At 34.7% G+C, this 18,310-nt stretch carries 15 protein-coding genes; 13 read left to right on the plus strand and 2 right to left on the minus strand.

Annotated elements, in window-relative coordinates:
- Positions 1-328: 328 nt before the first annotated feature.
- The gene (gene rny / locus F823_RS0104010) at positions 329-1,876 is read left to right on the plus strand and encodes a ribonuclease Y (protein WP_002845482.1); all 1,548 of its coding nucleotides are present in this window, start codon (positions 329-331) and stop codon (positions 1,874-1,876) included.
- A gap of 207 nt (positions 1,877-2,083) precedes the next feature.
- The gene (locus F823_RS0104015; protein WP_002844440.1) at positions 2,084-3,865 is read left to right on the plus strand and encodes a UvrD-helicase domain-containing protein; all 1,782 of its coding nucleotides are present in this window, start codon (positions 2,084-2,086) and stop codon (positions 3,863-3,865) included.
- A 134-nt stretch (positions 3,866-3,999) separates the two neighbouring features.
- On the opposite strand, the gene F823_RS0104020 is transcribed toward F823_RS0104015, so the two are convergent.
- On the minus strand, positions 4,000-5,847 hold the full coding sequence (locus F823_RS0104020) for a DUF4091 domain-containing protein (protein ID WP_002845481.1): 1,848 nt from the start codon (positions 5,845-5,847) through the stop codon (positions 4,000-4,002).
- A 218-nt stretch (positions 5,848-6,065) separates the two neighbouring features.
- Between F823_RS0104020 and F823_RS0104025 the strand changes: the two genes are divergently transcribed.
- The 9 genes from F823_RS0104025 to F823_RS0104065 all read left to right on the plus strand — a co-directional run bounded on the left by F823_RS0104025 (position 6,066) and on the right by F823_RS0104065 (position 15,697).
- On the plus strand, positions 6,066-7,295 hold the full coding sequence (locus F823_RS0104025; protein WP_019595407.1) for an ABC transporter substrate-binding protein: 1,230 nt from the start codon (positions 6,066-6,068) through the stop codon (positions 7,293-7,295).
- A gap of 83 nt (positions 7,296-7,378) precedes the next feature.
- Entirely contained in the window at positions 7,379-8,263 is an 885-nt protein-coding gene (locus F823_RS0104030) for a carbohydrate ABC transporter permease (protein ID WP_002844413.1), read from the plus strand.
- Positions 8,264-9,178 (plus strand): carbohydrate ABC transporter permease, encoded by a 915-nt coding sequence (locus F823_RS0104035; RefSeq protein WP_002844502.1) that lies wholly within the window; start codon positions 8,264-8,266, stop codon positions 9,176-9,178. It abuts the gene before it with no gap.
- A 173-nt stretch (positions 9,179-9,351) separates the two neighbouring features.
- Positions 9,352-10,692, plus strand: coding sequence for a H2O-forming NADH oxidase (gene nox, locus F823_RS0104040; RefSeq protein ID WP_002845478.1), 1,341 nt, complete (start codon positions 9,352-9,354; stop codon positions 10,690-10,692).
- A gap of 403 nt (positions 10,693-11,095) precedes the next feature.
- Positions 11,096-11,302 (plus strand): DUF1659 domain-containing protein, encoded by a 207-nt coding sequence (locus F823_RS0104045; protein ID WP_002844471.1) that lies wholly within the window; start codon positions 11,096-11,098, stop codon positions 11,300-11,302.
- 43 nt (positions 11,303-11,345) lie between these two features.
- Positions 11,346-11,576, plus strand: a complete 231-nt coding sequence (locus F823_RS0104050; protein WP_002844553.1) for a DUF2922 domain-containing protein — start codon at positions 11,346-11,348, stop codon at positions 11,574-11,576.
- A 3-nt stretch (positions 11,577-11,579) separates the two neighbouring features.
- Positions 11,580-11,735 (plus strand): YvrJ family protein, encoded by a 156-nt coding sequence (locus F823_RS10830; protein ID WP_002844546.1) that lies wholly within the window; start codon positions 11,580-11,582, stop codon positions 11,733-11,735.
- A gap of 355 nt (positions 11,736-12,090) precedes the next feature.
- Positions 12,091-12,993, plus strand: a complete 903-nt coding sequence (locus F823_RS0104060; RefSeq protein ID WP_019595408.1) for a hypothetical protein — start codon at positions 12,091-12,093, stop codon at positions 12,991-12,993.
- A 436-nt stretch (positions 12,994-13,429) separates the two neighbouring features.
- Positions 13,430-15,697, plus strand: a complete 2,268-nt coding sequence (locus F823_RS0104065; RefSeq protein WP_019595409.1) for a cell wall-binding repeat-containing protein — start codon at positions 13,430-13,432, stop codon at positions 15,695-15,697.
- Positions 15,698-15,945: 248 nt separating this feature from the next.
- Here F823_RS0104065 and F823_RS0104070 read toward each other — a convergent pair whose 3' ends face one another.
- Positions 15,946-16,758, minus strand: coding sequence for an undecaprenyl-diphosphate phosphatase (locus F823_RS0104070; protein WP_019595410.1), 813 nt, complete (start codon positions 16,756-16,758; stop codon positions 15,946-15,948).
- A 626-nt stretch (positions 16,759-17,384) separates the two neighbouring features.
- Here F823_RS0104070 and F823_RS0104075 point away from each other — a divergent pair.
- Together F823_RS0104075 and F823_RS0104080 are read left to right on the plus strand one after the other, a co-directional pair.
- Positions 17,385-17,837, plus strand: a complete 453-nt coding sequence (locus F823_RS0104075; RefSeq protein WP_002845472.1) for a MarR family winged helix-turn-helix transcriptional regulator — start codon at positions 17,385-17,387, stop codon at positions 17,835-17,837.
- 169 nt (positions 17,838-18,006) lie between these two features.
- On the plus strand, positions 18,007-18,310 hold a 304-nt coding region (locus F823_RS0104080; protein ID WP_019595411.1), incomplete at its 3' end, for a transposase.

Here is an 18,310-nt window from a genome sequence, read left to right on the forward strand (position 1 = left end):
CATAAATTTTAAAATTAATCCGTAGATGGTATATTGATATCAAATGTTAGATACTTGTTCTAGCTTTGGATGTCTAGCTGTCTACGGATTTTTGTATAATTTTAAGTAAAAAAAAACAAATATTTACAATTAATTGACATTATTGATAAAAGATTATAAAATAGGATATAGGGATAAATGTTATAGTAGATGTTTTGCTCATGATGGGCTAGATATCAAATAGGTATTATATCCATTATGGTGGTGTCTTTTAGACAAGAAACCATTGAACTCAAATGTAATAATAGAACAAGATTTTGAACCTTGAAAACAGAATAAGAAAAAGGAGGTGGACATAATAATAGTATATATTATAGGAACTGCCGCTATAGCAGTTATAATAGGATTACTGATTGGTTATGTTATCAGAAAAAACATCTCTGAAGCTAAGATTGGACAGGCCGAAACACTGGCTAAGGAAATTGTCGAAAAGGCTAACAGAGACTCTGAGACTGTTAAAAAAGAGAAACTTCTTGAAGCTAAAGAAGAGATTCATAGATTACGTACTGAGGGTGAAAGAGAAAACAAAGAAAGAAGAAACGAAGTACAGAAATATGAAAAGAGAGTTCTACAGAAAGAGGAGACTCTTGATAGGAAAATGCAATCTTTAGAACAGAAGGAAGTAAATCTTACAAGAAAAGTTGAAGATGTAAAGAAAAAGGAAGACGAAGTTGAGCAAATTAGGGAGCAGCAGGTACAGAAGCTTGAAAGTATCTCAGGATTTACAACTGAAGAGGCAAAAGAAATAATCCTTTCAAATGCAGAGAGAGATGTAAGAAGAGAAATGTCATTGATGATTAAGGAAAAGGAGTACAAGGCTAAGGAAGAAGCTGAAAAGAGAGCTAGAGAAATAATTGGCTATGCTATTCAGAAATGTTCTGCAGACCACGTTGCTGAGACTACTGTATCAGTAGTTAACCTACCTAACGATGAAATGAAGGGTAGAATCATAGGACGTGAAGGAAGAAATATCAGGGCCCTAGAAACTTTGACAGGTATAGATTTAATAATCGATGATACTCCAGAAGCAGTGATATTATCAGGCTTTGACCCATTAAGAAGAGAAGTTGCAAGGATAGCCCTTGAAAACTTAATCTCAGATGGTAGAATACATCCAGCCAGAATAGAAGAAATGGTTGAAAAGGGTAAGAAAGAAGTTCAGAGTATTATCAAGGAAGCTGGAGAACAGGCAATGTTTGATACAGGAGTACATGGGCTACATCCTGAACTCGTAAAACTGTTGGGTAGACTAAAATACAGAACAAGTTACGGACAGAATGTCTTAAAGCACTCTATCGAAGTTTCAATATTGGCTGGTATCATGGCAGAGGAAATTGGAGCAGATCCAAAGCTTGCCAAGAGAGCAGGTTTGGTACATGATATAGGTAAGGCAGTTGACCATGAAATAGAAGGTACACACATTGAGATTGGTATGGACTTGTTGAAGAAGTACAAAGAATCTAAGGAAGTCATCCATGCAATGAGTACTCACCACGGTGACTATGAACCACAGACTGTTGAGGCTGTACTTGTAACAGCAGCAGATGCTGTATCAGCTGCAAGACCAGGAGCAAGACGTGAAACTCTTGAATCATATATCAAGAGACTTGAAAAGTTAGAAGAAATCACTAACTCTTATGAGGGTGTTGAAAAATCATTTGCTATTCAGGCTGGTAGAGAAGTAAGAATAATGGTTAAGCCAGAAGAAGTAAGTGACGAAGAAATGCACCTACTAGCAAGAGACATGACAAAGAGGATAGAAGAAGATCTAGACTATCCAGGTCAGATAAAAGTTAGTATCATTAGAGAGACTAGAGCGACTGACTATGCTAAATAATAATATTAAAAGAGTGCTTATGCACTCTTTTTTTATATACCAAAAGTTTTTTATAGACTGATAAATCTTTTAAGGTGAAATTAAAGTTAATGAATGATAAACTATTATATGGATAAATATGATTTGTATATAAACTATTATATGGATAAATATGATTTGTATATAAACTAGTAAGATGGTATAATAATCCTAATAGGAGGTGGTTGAGTGAGCAATTTATTCTCAGATATAAAATCACACTTGGATGCTCTCAAACTTAAGGATTTTGAACTTGAAATATACAACAAGTTGGGTGATGATGCTTATATCATACCAAATCCGATACCATTTAAGGGTATTAATATTGATATGCTGTACAAAAAAAATAATAGGATATTATTTATAAAATTCATGGATACTACTGAGGACTTGTTTTCATTTCTTGATGAAGAGATTCTAGAGGTCATGAACGAGGAACACAAGCTGATGGCCTCAAAGATGACCAAGCTATACCCAGAGATTTCCTACAATTTTGTCTATGTTATGCCTTATATAGAGGAGATAGTTGATACTTATAGCCTAGGTGAATTTGTAGACAATAGCATTATTTGTGGAAATGAGGCCCAAGAACTTATCGGTGACTTGGCTAAACTCGACTCCTTGCTTGGGCAAGAAAATAGTGATGTTGCACTAGGTATATTTTTGTACAATATTTGTTCAGAATATTTTGTACTCACAAAGGGCAATAGCTACAACAAACACATCAAAAAGATTACATTCTCAGGGCTAAACCTAGGATACAAAATGGTAATGATGGATGACAAGCAGATCGAGTGCGTAAATTCTGCTGATTATGGAAACCATGTTATACTTGGAGGGGCTGGAACCGGCAAAACTAGTATTATGCTAGCTAGACTGATAAAGCTATCTAAGATATATCCCCACCACAAGTTTTTGTTTCTGACATTTACAAAACAACAGTACAACAGGTGTCTAGAGCTACTTAGTCTGATGAGGGTAGATATGTCAAATATAGAACTCCATACTTTTAGCTCCTTTGTATTCAAGGTTGCCAAGGCCAATGACCTAGTTATAGACTACAATACACTAAAAAAGAACTACGATAAGGCCTTTACTAATGTTATGAAACAGGTACAAAACTCTGTGAAAAACAAGAAGATGTTCAAGGGTATATTCGTCAGTGAGGGAGAGAACTTCAATGAAGATGAAATACTTTTGATGCACGAGTTTTTATATAGCAAGAAATATATATTCAATATATCTATATGTAAGGCCTATAATATAAATAATAACCTAAATATATACAAGTGTCGTGCCAAGGCTATTGAGTATGAGGATGAGTTGGAACTTAAAAACAACTACCTACAGTCAAACAAGATAGTGGACTATATAAATGATTATTGCGACAGGTCAAACAAGCTATTGAGAAAGGTCAGGGCCAATATCGCAATAGATATGTTCAAGAAGACTAGGGCAATGTACAAGTCTAGTGAGTCTGTGAATATAGTCAAGATTGATGATTTAGATGAGCAGATAAAATCCGTAATATGGGAGATCAACCACCTAGTCAATGATAAGGGCTACAGACCAGAAGATATTGCAGTAGTCTATCCTTTCAATAAGAAGAGGCTTAAAAATGGCAAGGTTATATATTTTCAGTATATGCTAAGAAAGTCATTAGAAGAGGCTGGTATTGCCTATACAATGGCAGATGATACCATAACACTAGTAAGTCCCAAAAATGGTGTTACAGTATCAAACATATACTCTATAAAGTCCTTGTCATACAAGGCTGTTATAATATGTGAGTTGGAGATGCTATACAACCACAGTATCAGCAAAGATGAGCAAGACTACCTAGTAAATGATTTTGCAGGAGACTTAAATAAGGTATATGTTGCTATGACTAGGGCAGAAGAGTACTTGTGCTTGATAATGTCCTATACTAGTGAGAGTAGCGATATTATAAAATTACTGACAGAGACTTAAATATATTATAATTAAACAGCATCTTAGCTATTTACTTTAGTCTAGGATGCTGTTTAAATTTGTTGGTTTATTTTTTTTATGATCTTTCTATTTACTTCTACGCTTTTTCTATACTTTTTTCTATTTATTTATTTCTATACTTTTTCTATATATTCCTTGATATAGCTATTTCTAATAGACCTATATTTATTGTAGTCTGGATAGTCATCTAGGACTATGTCTCCATTTATTGGACTATCAGCTAGGTTAGTATCGCATGATTTTTTACCTATGTTGATTTTTATGCCAAAGTCATTCCTTATTCTATCATATAAATTAGGTATCTTGCCTTCTAATTTCTTGAATATATTGAAGTCCTGCACTCCATATAGGGTGTTTTTTTCCCTAAGTGATGATAGGGGACTCTTGTCCTTGTTTGGATAGACATATAGCATATCCCCAGCTGGCCATTTATTTGGCTTGTATCTTATATTAGAAATTGGGTCTTCAACATAGAGCCCATATGCCCACCTGAGCATACCCTTCATATTCCAGATATAAGTATAAAAGCCAGTCAACATTGACTCAATTAGGGGACTCTTAATGAATATATTAAAAGTCTGAGGGAAACAACAAGAGTACCAAGTCATTTTGTGGGAGTTTTCTCCAATTTTACCAGTAATTTGTCCATCCTTACAGTAACTAGCTAGGTTAAACACATTTATAGAAAAAGATTCAAGGTCCTTGTCATAGTTTTCAATAAATTCAGTGCTGTGTAGAGCATACTTGTATTTTATAGGATGGTGAGTTGAACTTTCCAAGAAGCTAGAGTATAAATTAAACTTGTCTATATTGCCTGGCTCATCACCGATTACATAAGTTATATCTATTAGACCGAGCTCATTTAAGTGGTCAAACAAATTAGATATATAGTCTGATAGGGTATCCTTGTCTCTTATATAATCATATACACCCCTGTCAATATCATAATACCTAATCCTTATAGGGTCTGGATAGCCTTGGATTGGTGAACCGAAATCATAACCATGCCAGTTGCCAAGTATACCAAATATATTTATTTCCTTATCTATTCCTAACTTCATGCACAAATCTATATACCTGTCGAGTTTTGTATAGTCAAACTTATAAATTCCGTCCTCTTTTGTAACGTCTATTATATTGTATTCATAGAGCCTTGAAGGATTCTTATCTACAGCAAAACACATTTGACCAGCCCAAGGAAAGTCAGATACTATTAGGTCTATTACCTTTTGACCTAGTCTTTTCATGCCCCTTAGGTATTTTTCTATAAGTTCAAAGTGTTCATCACTATAATATTCAAGATCCGCTTGTCTAGCCCATGACGAAGGATGCTGCCATAGATCCATATAGAAATAATCGTCATCATCTTCTAGACTAAAATCTAGGACATTGATATTAAATCGTGAGCTATCAACAATTTCTTCTGAATCGTACCCATCAGACCTATAGAGATTAATGTCAAGATAAAGGTCCTTTGAATTTTTGTATTCAGTATTGTATTCAGTATATATATTAGATGATGAGTTTAAATGTTCAACAGATACATATACAAGGACCTGAGATTTGGAGCAGAGCATACTTTTTTTATCTAGGAGTATATCTGCTTTTTCAATATTGTCATCATCTACAACAAATCCTACGAAATTGGTACTAATATTTAGACTTGGAGATGATGATTTTACAGCCAACCTGTAATTTTTATCCAAACCCCACCAACCAAGATCTTTTGATGAATTTATATTCACTTGTGATTGCTCTTCAAGGTCTAAAAGAATAAAGAAACCAACTTCTTCGTTTGATATTACTTCAAGTCCGTATTTTGGTTCAAGACTGTATAGGTCATCTAGCCTTGTATCTGCAATATTTGTTATTGTGTTATTGCCACAAGCTCTATTGTTGATACAAATTAAGCCTGATTTATCCGACTTACTAAAATTAGTAATTGAATTATAGAATCTCATAAGTACCCCCCTTTTTTATAAAACACATTAATAATAGCATATAAAACAATCAATAGCAAGAATCGATTAGATAATTAATTGGTATATATTTTATATATAAGTAAACACCTAAATATAGAAAAAAACAATCATACATAAACTAGTTTAATATAACAAACATATATATAAATATTTGAAATAGTGGTATAATTGATATAATTAATTATGGGAGGTAAGATATGAAAGGATTATTTGCAAAAAGTTTGGCAGTTACTATGGCTATGTCTATGGTCTTAACTGGTTGTGGCAAGTCTGATGATAAGAAAGCGGACAGCAAAGAAGCAACTACGTTAAAAATGTTAGTACCTGGTTATGATGGAGGTTACCTAAAGAAGGAACTAGACACAGGTATAGCAGGATTTGAAAAGGCAAATCCAAATACTAAGATAGAAATAGTATCTGTTGGATGGGAAGAACTAAACTCAAAGGTTGTACAGATGTATCAGTCAAAGGAAGCTCCGGACATCATGCTTGTAGGTACTAGAACATTACAGCAGCTTGGAGAAATGGGAGCAGTAGAAGACCTATCTAAGTATATGAATGATGATTTCAAGGCTAAGAGAGTAGAAAATGTACTAAATACAGCAAACTTCTCAGGTAAGCAGTATGGTATACCAATGGCATTTTCATCAAGAGCCATATACTATAGAACTGACCTAGTTAAAAAGGCACCAACAACTTGGGATGAATTACTGGCTACTGCTAAGCAGGTTCACGCTGACAATCCTAAGGTATATGGTTTTGCTATACCTACAGATATGGAAAGTGGTACAGATGAAATATTGAACTTTATATACCAGAACGAAGGTAGAATGGTAAATGAAAAGGGTGAATTTACTCTAAATGATTCAAAGAATGTTGCAACTCTTGAATACCTAAAGAAGTTCAATGCTGATGGCGTAATACCGGATCCAGTATCTATGAAGAGAAATGACCAGTCTAAACTATTCAAAAATGGTAACTTGGCTATGTTCATATCAGGTCCATGGGAAAAAGAAACAATGGACTCAGGCAAGGAAAAAGCTCCATATGCAGTAGCTCCACTTCCAAAGGGTGCAGTCGCAGCTGAGACACTAGTTACTGACTCATATGTTATATCTTCACTAAGCAAGAATAAGGAAACAGCATGGAAGTTTGTAGAGTTTATGGGACAGCCTGAATACCAGAGACCAGTATCAGAAGCATTTGGATGGTTCCCAATACTTAAGGACGAAGAAAATGACGCTCGTTTCAAGGATGACTTTATGAAGCCATTTGCAGCATCAATACCAAATGGTGTTGCTGAGCCACACGTTCCAAACTGGGATGATTTCAACAAGAGTTTTATAACAGCAGTTCAGAAGACTATAACAGGTAAGATGGCTGCTAAGGATGCACTTGATGCAGCTCAGGCTGAATTAGCTAAATAAGCAATATAAAACTAGCAAAATAATAAGAAAAATACTAGCCTGATTAGTTTACTAGTCGGGCTTTTATTATACGAGGAGGTAGTATGGAAAGTAAAAAAATAAATAAAATGATGCCATACATACTAATTGGTCCTGTGCTATTGATAATGCTGGCTCTTTATGTATACCCAATAGGTCTAGTATTTTTGGAGTCAGTTTCAAAGACATCTATCTTGACTGGACAAATGGATTTTGTAGGTCTTGATAACTTTAAGGCAGTACTAGGTGACAAGCTATTCAAGGACACTATGCTATTGACTCTTAAGTACACTATTATAACTGTTATTATAAAAATGGTGCTAGGATTTTTCATGGCTATGTTTTTGAACAGTGATATGTATTTTACCAAGACACTCAGGTTCTTATCCTTGCTACCTTGGGCTATACAACAGGTCAGTGTAGCAATAGTATGGAAGTGGATTTTGGACGGCAACTACGGATACTTGAACTATTATTTGATCAAGTTTGGAATTATAGAACACAATATAGTATGGTTATCAGATCCTGACATAGCATTTATATGTGCAGCATTTGTAGATGCATGGCTGGGTGTATCCCTTGTGTCAATGATATTCTTGTCAGGTCTTACATCAATAGATAGGTCATTATATGAGAGTGCCAAGATAGATGGCGCCAATATATTCCATAGGTTTAAATTTATAACATTAGAAGAGATGAAAAAGCTGATTCTTGTGACAGGTCTTTTGGTTACTATATGGACCTTCAACTCATTCAATGTGATATTTGTACTGACAGGTGGTGGCCCAATGAGGTCTACAGAGACCATAGTGATCAGGATATACCAAGAAGCATTTTCTAGGTTTGACCTAGGTGCTAGTTCAGCCCTATCAGTAATAGTATTTACATTTTTGCTTATGATAACATTTATCTATATTAGACTCATAAGTAAAATGGACAAGGAGGCCTAAATGAAACATATAAAAGATAAGAGCTTGAAAACTAAAAATATAGGATACAATAGTTTTAAAAAGGGTTCAAGCTTTAACTACAAGAAGAGGTCTGATTGGTACAAGCTTATAAGGACACTTGTATATTTTGTCTTTGTAGCTCTACTCATATCTCCTATATTCATAATGCTAAATACATCCCTAAAGACCTACAATGATGTGACTGTATGGCCACCTACTTGGTTTGGTGGTCAATTACAGTGGTCAAACTACTATGACATACTAGCAGGGGACAAGTCTATAGTAAGACCCCTTATAAACAGCCTTATAGTATCAATAGTACCAGCAATAGTGTGTGTAATACTGGGGACTTTTGCAGCCTATGGTGCCAATAGGTATAGGTTCAAATTCAAGAATTATTTTTTGATGATAATTGTAGTGACACAGATGTTTGCTGCAGTGGTGCTTGCCAACCCAATGAGTATTATATTTAGGGATATGGGAATCTTAAATACCCACCTGTCACTTATAATCGCCAACACTGCTGTGAGTCTACCTATGACAGTATGGTTGATGTATTCATATATATCGTCTATACCAATAGATCTAGAAGAGGCAGCATGGATAGATGGGTGTTCAAGGGTCAAGGCAGTCAGGATAATATTGATGCCCCTACTAGCTCCGGGTATAATAACTGCTGGTCTCTTTGCCTTTATAGTTTCATGGGGAGACCTCTTGTTTGCCAATGCCTTTATAGTTGATCCAGCTATGAAGACTATACCCCTAGCCTTGACAGATTTTCAGTCACTTTACAAGACTAGTTGGGAACTACAGACAGCAGCCAGTCTAGTTGCTACCCTACCTACATTTTTTATATTTATTTTGATACAGAAGCATATAGTCCAAGGTATTGCAAAGACTGGGGTCAAGGGTTAGGGTGTTGCTATAAATAACCTCGGTTATAATTGTTATAATAAAATTTTATCAGATACTTGTTTAAAACAAAAACTTGTGGGGTAATATAGTACTAGCATTAAATGGTTGTGTAGAGAAATGCTTTTCACACCAAATAAGCTTTAACTAAAAAATAAAAATTTTGGAGGATACTTATGAGCAAAATAGTAGTAGTAGGAGCAAACCACGCTGGTACAGCGGCAGTTAAGACATTATTAGGTAACTATGCAGACAAACATGAAGTTGTTGTATATGACAGAAACAACAATATTTCATTCCTTGGATGTGGTATGGCACTTTGGATTGGTAACCAGATATCTAAGCCAGATGGTCTATTCTACGCTGACAAGGCTTCTCTAGAAGCTATGGGAGCTAAGGTAACAATGGAAGCTGAGGTATATAAGGTAGATTACGATCAGAAGAAGGTATTTGTAAAATTAAATGATGGAACAGAAGTTGAAGAGTCATATGACAAGTTAATACTTGCAACTGGTTCTCTTCCAATAATACCAAACATACCTGGTAAGGACTTAGAAAATGTACAGCAGGTTAAGTTATACCAGAATGCTGCTGAAGTAATAGAAAAGATAAAGAATCCAGAAATAAAGAATATAACAGTTGTTGGTGCAGGTTATATAGGTGTTGAATTAGCAGAAGCATTTGAAAGACATGGCAAGAACGTAACTATGATTGATATAGCTGATACTTGTCTTCCAGCATACTATGACGAGCCATTCACTAGCATGATGAAGGAAAACCTAGCTAAGCACAACATAAACCTTGAGTTTGGCCAGATGGTTAAGGAACTAAAGGGCAAGGATGGTAAGGTTTGTACAGTTGTTACAGACAAGAAGGAAATACCAGCAGAAATGGTAATTCTATCAATAGGATTTAGACCAAATAACGCTCTTGGTAAAGAATCATTAGAGCTATTTAGAAATGGTTCATACCTAGTAAACAAGAAGCAGGAAACTAGCATGAAGGATGTATATGCTATAGGTGACTGTGCTACTGTATACGATAATGCAATAGACAATACAAACTACATTGCACTTGCTACAAACGCAGTTAGAAGTGGTATCGTAGCAGCTCACAATGCAGCAGGTACAGAAATAGAATCAATAGGTGTACAGGGATCAAATGGTATCTGTATATATGACCTAAAGATGGTATCAACTGGTATAACAGTTGGTAAGGCTGAAAAGCTTGGAATAGAAGTAGAATACACTGACTTTGAAGATACACAGAAGCCAGGATTTATAGAAACTACTAACCCAGACGTTAAGTTGAGAATAATATATGACAAGAAGACTAGAGTAGTACTAGGTGCTCAGATGGCATCAGAATACGATATGTCAATGGGTATCCACATGTTCTCACTAGCAATTCAGGAAAAGGTAACAATAGACAGAATAGCTCTTCTAGACATCTTCTTCCTACCACACTTCAACCAGCCATATAACTACATTACAATGGCAGCTCTAGGAGCTAAATAATAGATATATCAACGTGTAAAGGGAGTCTCTAGAGACTCCCTTTTTACCGTCTATTTTCAAGGGTTATTGGGGCTAAAAGTTTGACGTACATGATTTTTTTCTTCATTAATATAGGTAATTGATAAGTGCAGGACTTGTTGACTGGATTAGGTAATTGATCAGTGCAGGACTTGTCGACTGGATATTGAGCTTTAAGGCACCATTTGCTATGCAACTTAAATGAGTGATGATAGGGTTATTCTGATAACCTTGTTATCACTCATTTTTAATAGGCTAAAAAAACTAAAAATTCCAAATTGTATGTTTATAGATATATATGCTTATGGGTTAGAATGGTCTTGTAGGAAAGAGCTAGTCCTACAGATCCGGATCAATAGCAAATAATATTTAGGAGGAAAAGTAAATGGCAGCAATCGAAAAGACAAGTTTGAAACTAAGACTAGAAAACGGAGTAGACAAGAACAACAAGAAAAAGTATGCAACAGTAGTGGTCAATAGGATAAACCCACAGGTAGGAGTAGAAGACCTACAGGCTATAGGTAGGGCAGTAGCTGGACTACAGACACTCAACCTTGTGGATATGTCTAGGGTAGAGACAAAGGCAATATAGCTAGTATTTAACAAACTATTCGTAAAAAGAGAGGAGAATAACAATGACAAAGGAAAAGTATTTAGTATTTTATTTTAAGAACGAGGACAAGGTACAGACATCTATGACACTACACAGGGTTAGAGAGGACGTATCAGAGGCCAATGTAAAGGCAGTGATGGACCTAATGGTTGAGAAAAAGGCACTGATAGTCAAGGGCAAGCCAATAGTAGAGGCTGTATCAGCAAGACTGGTCGATACATCAATAGAGGCTATGGATTTAATCATAGAATAGTGATTGCAAGATCAAGTCATACAACTAGTACAGAACGTAGGATTTCCGATAGCTATGTCTGTATACCTACTAGTCAGGATGGAGAATAAGATCGACCAGCTAGCAGATAGTATAAAATCACTGACAAGGGCTATAGAGACTAGTCTAGCAAGAAATTAAGTCGAATGATGAATATAATTACTATATTAAAAAAGAAACAAGTAAAAATAGGCAAATAGTATGTTTTATTAATGTAAGAATGAATATTATCATAATAAAATAAAGTTGTCAATAAAAAAATTTTATAAAGGGACTAGGCTGGAACTACCGGCCTAGATCTCTTTAAAAAGTCAAAAACCTTAAAAAAAATAACAAATGTTGCATTTTGGTTTAATAATATTTAGAGATTTTGCAAAGGCAAAACATTAGAAAACAAGTTATTTCACTAACCATGGTGACAGGTTGGATTTTATGTGATAAATTATAGTTGTTGGGAAGAGTAAATACCCCAAAAAGTATAAATAGGAGGTAACTTATGAACTTCGATGATCGAATCGGCGAACTTATGAGTATAATGTCAAGAGAACAAGATTTGATTAATTACCAAGTATTAAGAGAAAGTGTATTTAAAACGAGGCTGGACAAGAGGATATTTGTCAGTAGCAGACCAGGATTGCACAATGTGATTAATAAGATCAATTCAGAGTATCTGATAATACAGGCACATGAGGAGCCGGACTCGATCAACCAGGACGGAAGCTACACAGATGATCTGTCAAAGGAAGACCTAGAGAAGGCCTTGGTAGACCTAGCCAAGCAATATATAGATAGCGAGTACCTATGTCTATCTATGGCACTGAGGATGTCTAACAGGACCACACAAGAGAACATAGATGATATGGTCGAGTTGGCTGATGAACATAGGGGAGAACAGGTCAAAATAGAAAGCCTCAAATCGATGCGTAGTGGCCTACTGAGCTTGGTGGTCGATATATTTATCAATATGTATGGCTATAGCAACAAGGAGATAGAGATTCTCACAGGCTATAGTAATGAGTATGTTAGAATATTGGGAGGTGCAGGTTGCGAAATGGATATAGTGAACAGGTTCTTTTATATGTTAAAAAAGCTATTGAAGGACAAGATTAGGATGTCTATGGACTATATAATAGAGTACCAGTGTGGATATATATTTTTAAGAGAGAGCCACCAGAGTAGGTATTTTATAGTACTAAGAGAGCTTGAACCAAAGAAACTATATGAACTAGGCAAGATACCAGAGGACGTGTTAGACAAGGTATTTGACTGTTTCATGGAGATAAGCGAATCCAAAAAAGATAATCCTGAGACAAATCTAAAAACAGATAGTCTAAGGGCAAAAGCAGATGCGATAATACAGAGCAACCTATCAGAACGTAAAAAGATAGGGAAAAGATAAGAAGTCAAAAGAAAAAAGTCAAAAGCAAAAAAGTTAAAAGCAAAAAGTCAAAAGCAAAAAAGTCAAAAGTAAAATAAAATTATTGATAGTATATACTCATTCCAACACGGTAAAAGGTTACATAAAATAAAAAAATGTAACATTTGTCAATATGAACCTTATTACCCCTACCCCCTCCTTACTGTGAGGGGGTTTGTAATTTATTAAACAAATAGTTAAAACTAGCCCAAAATGAATAAACAGCTTGTAATACTTGCGCAAATATACTATAATGGACAGAGAAATACATAAAAAAACAGACAAATTTCAAAAAAAGACTTGATAAAATTACAAAATTGTAATATTATTATAGTGTGAGAAAGAAATAGTGACCAGTGGTCACTATTTGTTAAATAATGGAATGTAATTGAATAATATGTTGGGAGGAATTATAAAAATGAAGAAACAAATAGCTGTTTTAATGGCTGCTGCTACTGCTGTAACAACTGTAGCTCCAGCAATAGCAAATGCTGCTGTGAATGAACATTTAGAAGTATCTGCTGATACAGTGTCTGCTAAAATAAAGGAAGCTTTAGGTAAGCAGTACAAGGTTACAAATAATGAAGGTATAGGTGGAGATGACTACAAAAAGACTGATGACATAGAGGATTATCAGAAATCTCAGTATTTAGTTGTATTATCAGTTAAAGATGAAGTAAAAGATCTGGAATCAAATGGTCTATTAAAGGATAAGGAAGCTGGTAGAAAATTAGATTATACTCAGTTTATCAATGATTCAAATGTAAAGAAAGTTCAGGGTGGTCATGAGTACATAGTGACTGATGCTGCGAAGGCTTCTTATTTAATAGAAAAGTTGGTTATTAACAATAAGGAAGCAATTGTATCAATAGTTGACAAGGGAGCTACTAAAGATGGCGAAGCAGTTGAAATTACAACTGATAAGCTAATAACGAAAGATGCAAATGATCAAAAGACTGAACAGAAAATTGATGATGTTGCTAATTTCCTAGCTAAGTTTGTTAAGGTTGACGAAACTAACAATAATAAGGATGACAAAAACAATAAGGCTGGATTCGTAAAAGAATTAAAGGTTAATGATAAAGTATGGACTGTTGCCAAAGCATCATACGATGCTGCTGATGATGTTAAAAAGATTGAAGCAAAATTAACAAGTGGTGCTGTAGTTAAGCTTGAGCTAGGTGATAAGGCAATTGATCTTCATGATGTTGTGACAGATAAGACTGAACTTAATGTTACTGATAAAGATGGTAACCGTTTAGAAGGAATAGAACAGTCAGCTTATGATAAGGTTACTGGATTTAAAAATCTTACTAGTGAAGATGGTAAGAGAACTCAGATAGATGTTCCGACTGGTGACACAGAAGTTTATGTGTTAAAGGATATCGTGACTAAGGAAGTTAAGTTAGAAGATGTGTTTACTAAAGATGGTGGCTATACTAAGGAAGGTGCAGACTTTGTAAATAAGTTGAAAAATGCTGCAAAGGGAGATGGTATATTTAACCATGAAGGTACTAGCTACAAGGCTGATAAATTATCAGAGAATTTGAAGAAAGCGAAAATTGTTAATAGAGATGGTAAATTTGCACTTGAGTTTACTGTTGATGCAGAAGATGCAAATGATGCTACAAGAAAGATTAACCTAAAGATAGCTCTTACTGGTAAAAATGCAACAGACCTTCAGGTTGTTAAGAATGATTTACTTACTCCAGAAGATGTAGTTGTAGGTAAGTTTACTAAGTTAATTGGTGCAAATAGATACGAAACAGCTATTGAAGTATCAAAGGAAAGCTTTAAGGATGGTGAAGCTAAGTCAGTTGTAATAGTTGGTGGAAACTCTGTTATAGATGGTCTATCAGCGGCTCCTCTTGCATCATCTGTTAATGCTCCGATTCTATTAGCTGATAAGAATGGATTAAGCAGTAATACTCTTGCAGAAATAGAGAGAGCTTGCGGTAAACTTTACAATAAGACTGTTTATATAGTTGGTGGCGAGTCTTCTGTTCCTGCATCTGTTAAAAAACAGTTAATGGAAAAATATCCAAATGTAGTAGTTGAGAGACTTGCTGGTGCAAATAGATTTGATACATCACTAAGCGTAGCAAAGAAGTTAAAAAATCATATGGAATCAAGTGTGTTTGCAGTAGGCGGTGATGGTGCGGCTGATGCTATGTCTATAGCTCCAGTGGCTGCTAATAAACCAGCAGATAAGGTTTCACCAGTGTTGGTTGTACCTAAGGCTAGAGTTAGTAAGGATGTTAGAGATTTCTTAGGACAGGCTGGTGTTAGAAATATAGTAGCAGTAGGTGGAGAAGCTTCTATATCAACTCAAGCACTTAAAGATCTTAAGGCTGTAGCGTCAGCTCCAACAGTTGATAGAATATCTGGATCTAATAGATATGATACTAACCTTGCGATACTTAAGAAATACTATCCTTCTAATATAGCTATAAAGGGTCTTATAGTTGCAAGTGGAGCTAATGACAAGTTGGTTGATGCTCAGACTTCAAGTGTACTTGCTTCTAAGGATGGTTATCCAATAGTGCTAGCAGATGGAAAGTTAAACGCTGATCAGGCTAAATACTTAAAGGATAATAAGGAAGCTTTAAATAAAAATGTTAACCAGGTAGGTGGAGTTGTAGCGGCTGATTTTATGAAGGCAGTTGTTGATAGCTTAGGATTATAAGATTATAAAAATATATAAAACGCTGGTTTAAATATTAGTGGATTTTACAGGAGTGGTTTTACCACTCCTGTTTTTACGAGGGACAACTAAGCCTTGTCTAATACTGATAAATCTTATGAGAGTGACATATAGTTGAATAATACATGTGATAAGCATATAAAGTATGTATTGATAAAATATAAAATAGCAATATAAATATGGCGTTAGTAAGAGGAATTCGACCTCTTTACTAACGCCGTAAATTTTTATTAACCTGCAAAGGCAAAGTATACAAATACCAATATACCAAGGCATATCCTGTATATACCAAAGGATTTAAAGCTGTGCTTCTTGATGTATGACATAAACATCTTGATGACGATTACAGACACTACAAAGGCTGTCACAGAGCCTACAAGCATGATAAACCATTCAAACCCTGTAAAGGCAAACCCCGCCTTGAGCAACTTGAGTAGGCTGGCTCCAAGCATGGTAGGTATAGCTAGGAAAAATGAGAATTCCGCCGCTACAAACCTAGATGTACCTAGTAGGGTAGCACCTATAATAGTAGATCCTGACCTAGATGTACCTGGTACTAGGGCTAGGACCTGAAACATACCTATCATCAGGGCTGTCTTGTAGGACACCTGAGAGAACTTGGTGATATTAGGTCTCTTGTGTCTTGATTCTAGCCATATCATTATGATACCGTATACGATTAGGGCTAGGGCTACAACTGTAGGATTGAAGAAGACCTCGTCGATTTTCTTCTCAAATAATACCCCTATCAGACCCGATGGTATGACTGCTATTACAACCTTGATCCACAGGTCCCACGTGGCCTTTCTAGCCTTTGGACCCTTATTCTTGGAGAAAGGGTTAAGTTTCTCAAAATAAAGTATTAAAACGGCTAATATGGAGCCGAACTGTATGACGACTAAGAAAGTATCGACAAACTTTTTGCTTCCTGCCAAGTGTAGAAACTGGTCGACTAAAATCATATGTCCTGTACTAGAGACAGGCAACCATTCTGTGATTCCTTGGACTATACCGAGGAATATCGCTTTAAAAATTTCCAACAATTTATTACCTCCATTTTCTATAATATATTTAGTTTACAGTATTGGTTTCAAAAAAACAAGTATCTAGGACTATTAATAAGTTAAATTTATGTAAAAATTTCTTTAATATAATTAGTATAGACGTGATTATAGGATATAAATTTGGAAAGAATATATAATATAATGAATTATATTGCATTAGTTATATATGTGTTTTTGATATGTATACAATATACTAAAAATAGTACAATTGAGTCTAAAATTCACACAATTTAAGTCTTTTGTAAATTTTATTTCAAATTATGTTAGATATATAATGTTAGTTAAACATTAGTTAAGCTTTAGATAGTAATATGTGAGTGTAGGATGAATTTTGTCCCGAGTTTGTTAAAAGACAGATTTCATCTATCGCAGAATACTTGCCTATCTAGAGACAAAAAACGAAAAACTAAAACAATTAATAAGAAAATATAAAAATTTGCTTTGGAATTAATTGATTTTTTATTGAGAATTATTAAGTATATTTTTAAGATAACTAATTTAGTAGATTTTTTGTTATTTTACCCAAAAAATAGGTTAAAATTCTTGAAATTTGTTTTAATATTTATTATACTATGATGGTATAAGGAAACGGAGGGAAATAAAAAATGCAAAACAGTATCGAAACCACAATATCATTCTTGGTTAAGTCACTACCTAAACTATTTAACGATTTTTACCTAGAAGATATCAAAAAGTTCATATCGGACAAGAATGTTAATAAGACGCAGTTGAGGGCGTTGACATTCATCAAGAACTATGGAGCAATCAATATGACAGAACTTTGCAATATGTTAAATATTGAAAAGGGAAGTTTGACAACTATGATTGACGACCTAGTTGAAAAAGGATATGTTGAGAGGGTAAATGACAAGAAAGACAGACGTAGGTACATAATAGTTATGACTGAAGCTGGTGATGTATTGTCAGACAATTTCATGACTTACCTAAAGGGGTCATTGGAACAAAAGATGGAAAGAATAGGAATGGACAAGATGAGCAGTTTGGTTGGATCGATGGAAAACATCATCAACATAACTGAAAGCATCTCGGCTAAATAGTTTTTGAAATAGCTCACTTAGTGGGCTATTTTTTTAATTGTTTCATAGAGTTGATTGTGTGGTGTTGCCTCCTTTTAACATAAACAATATTATTGATAGTAAATAAAAAAGGAGGTCAAATTTGATATGTACCCTCTTTACTGGACAAACCAGTAAGGAGGGTATTTTTATGCGATATAGTTATGAATTCAAAAAAGAATGCGTAGAACTATACAAACAAGGAAAGTGGATGGAAACACCAGAAGGTGTTAAACCTCGTACGTTTAGAGACAAAATTAGATATTGGAGCAAACTTGTAGATTTTCATGGAGAAGAAATCCTTAAACACAATGAACAGAATAAAAAGTGGAGTGCAGAAGAAAAGTTTAAGCTTGTATCAAAAGTATTAGCAGGAAATTCTTACGAAGAAACAGCACTTAAATCTGGAATAAATACAAATATTCTTTATCAATGGGTTAACAAATATAAAAAAT

Source organism: Peptostreptococcus anaerobius VPI 4330 = DSM 2949 (genome assembly GCF_000381525.1).
In the GTDB taxonomy this organism is placed as follows: Bacteria; Bacillota; Clostridia; order Peptostreptococcales; family Peptostreptococcaceae; genus Peptostreptococcus; species Peptostreptococcus anaerobius.

Coding starts and splice junctions, on each gene's coding strand:
- nox (WP_002845478.1), top strand. CDS start 9,352: ATGAGCAAAATAGTAGTAGTAGGAGCAAACCACGCTGGTACAGCGGCA.
- F823_RS0104035 (WP_002844502.1), top strand. CDS start 8,264: ATGAAACATATAAAAGATAAGAGCTTGAAAACTAAAAATATAGGATAC.
- F823_RS0104075 (WP_002845472.1), top strand. CDS start 17,385: ATGCAAAACAGTATCGAAACCACAATATCATTCTTGGTTAAGTCACTA.
- F823_RS0104060 (WP_019595408.1), top strand. CDS start 12,091: ATGAACTTCGATGATCGAATCGGCGAACTTATGAGTATAATGTCAAGA.
- F823_RS0104020 (WP_002845481.1), bottom strand. CDS start 5,847: ATGAGATTCTATAATTCAATTACTAATTTTAGTAAGTCGGATAAATCA.
- F823_RS0104065 (WP_019595409.1), top strand. CDS start 13,430: ATGAAGAAACAAATAGCTGTTTTAATGGCTGCTGCTACTGCTGTAACA.
- F823_RS0104025 (WP_019595407.1), top strand. CDS start 6,066: ATGAAAGGATTATTTGCAAAAAGTTTGGCAGTTACTATGGCTATGTCT.
- F823_RS0104030 (WP_002844413.1), top strand. CDS start 7,379: ATGGAAAGTAAAAAAATAAATAAAATGATGCCATACATACTAATTGGT.
- F823_RS0104045 (WP_002844471.1), top strand. CDS start 11,096: ATGGCAGCAATCGAAAAGACAAGTTTGAAACTAAGACTAGAAAACGGA.
- F823_RS0104050 (WP_002844553.1), top strand. CDS start 11,346: ATGACAAAGGAAAAGTATTTAGTATTTTATTTTAAGAACGAGGACAAG.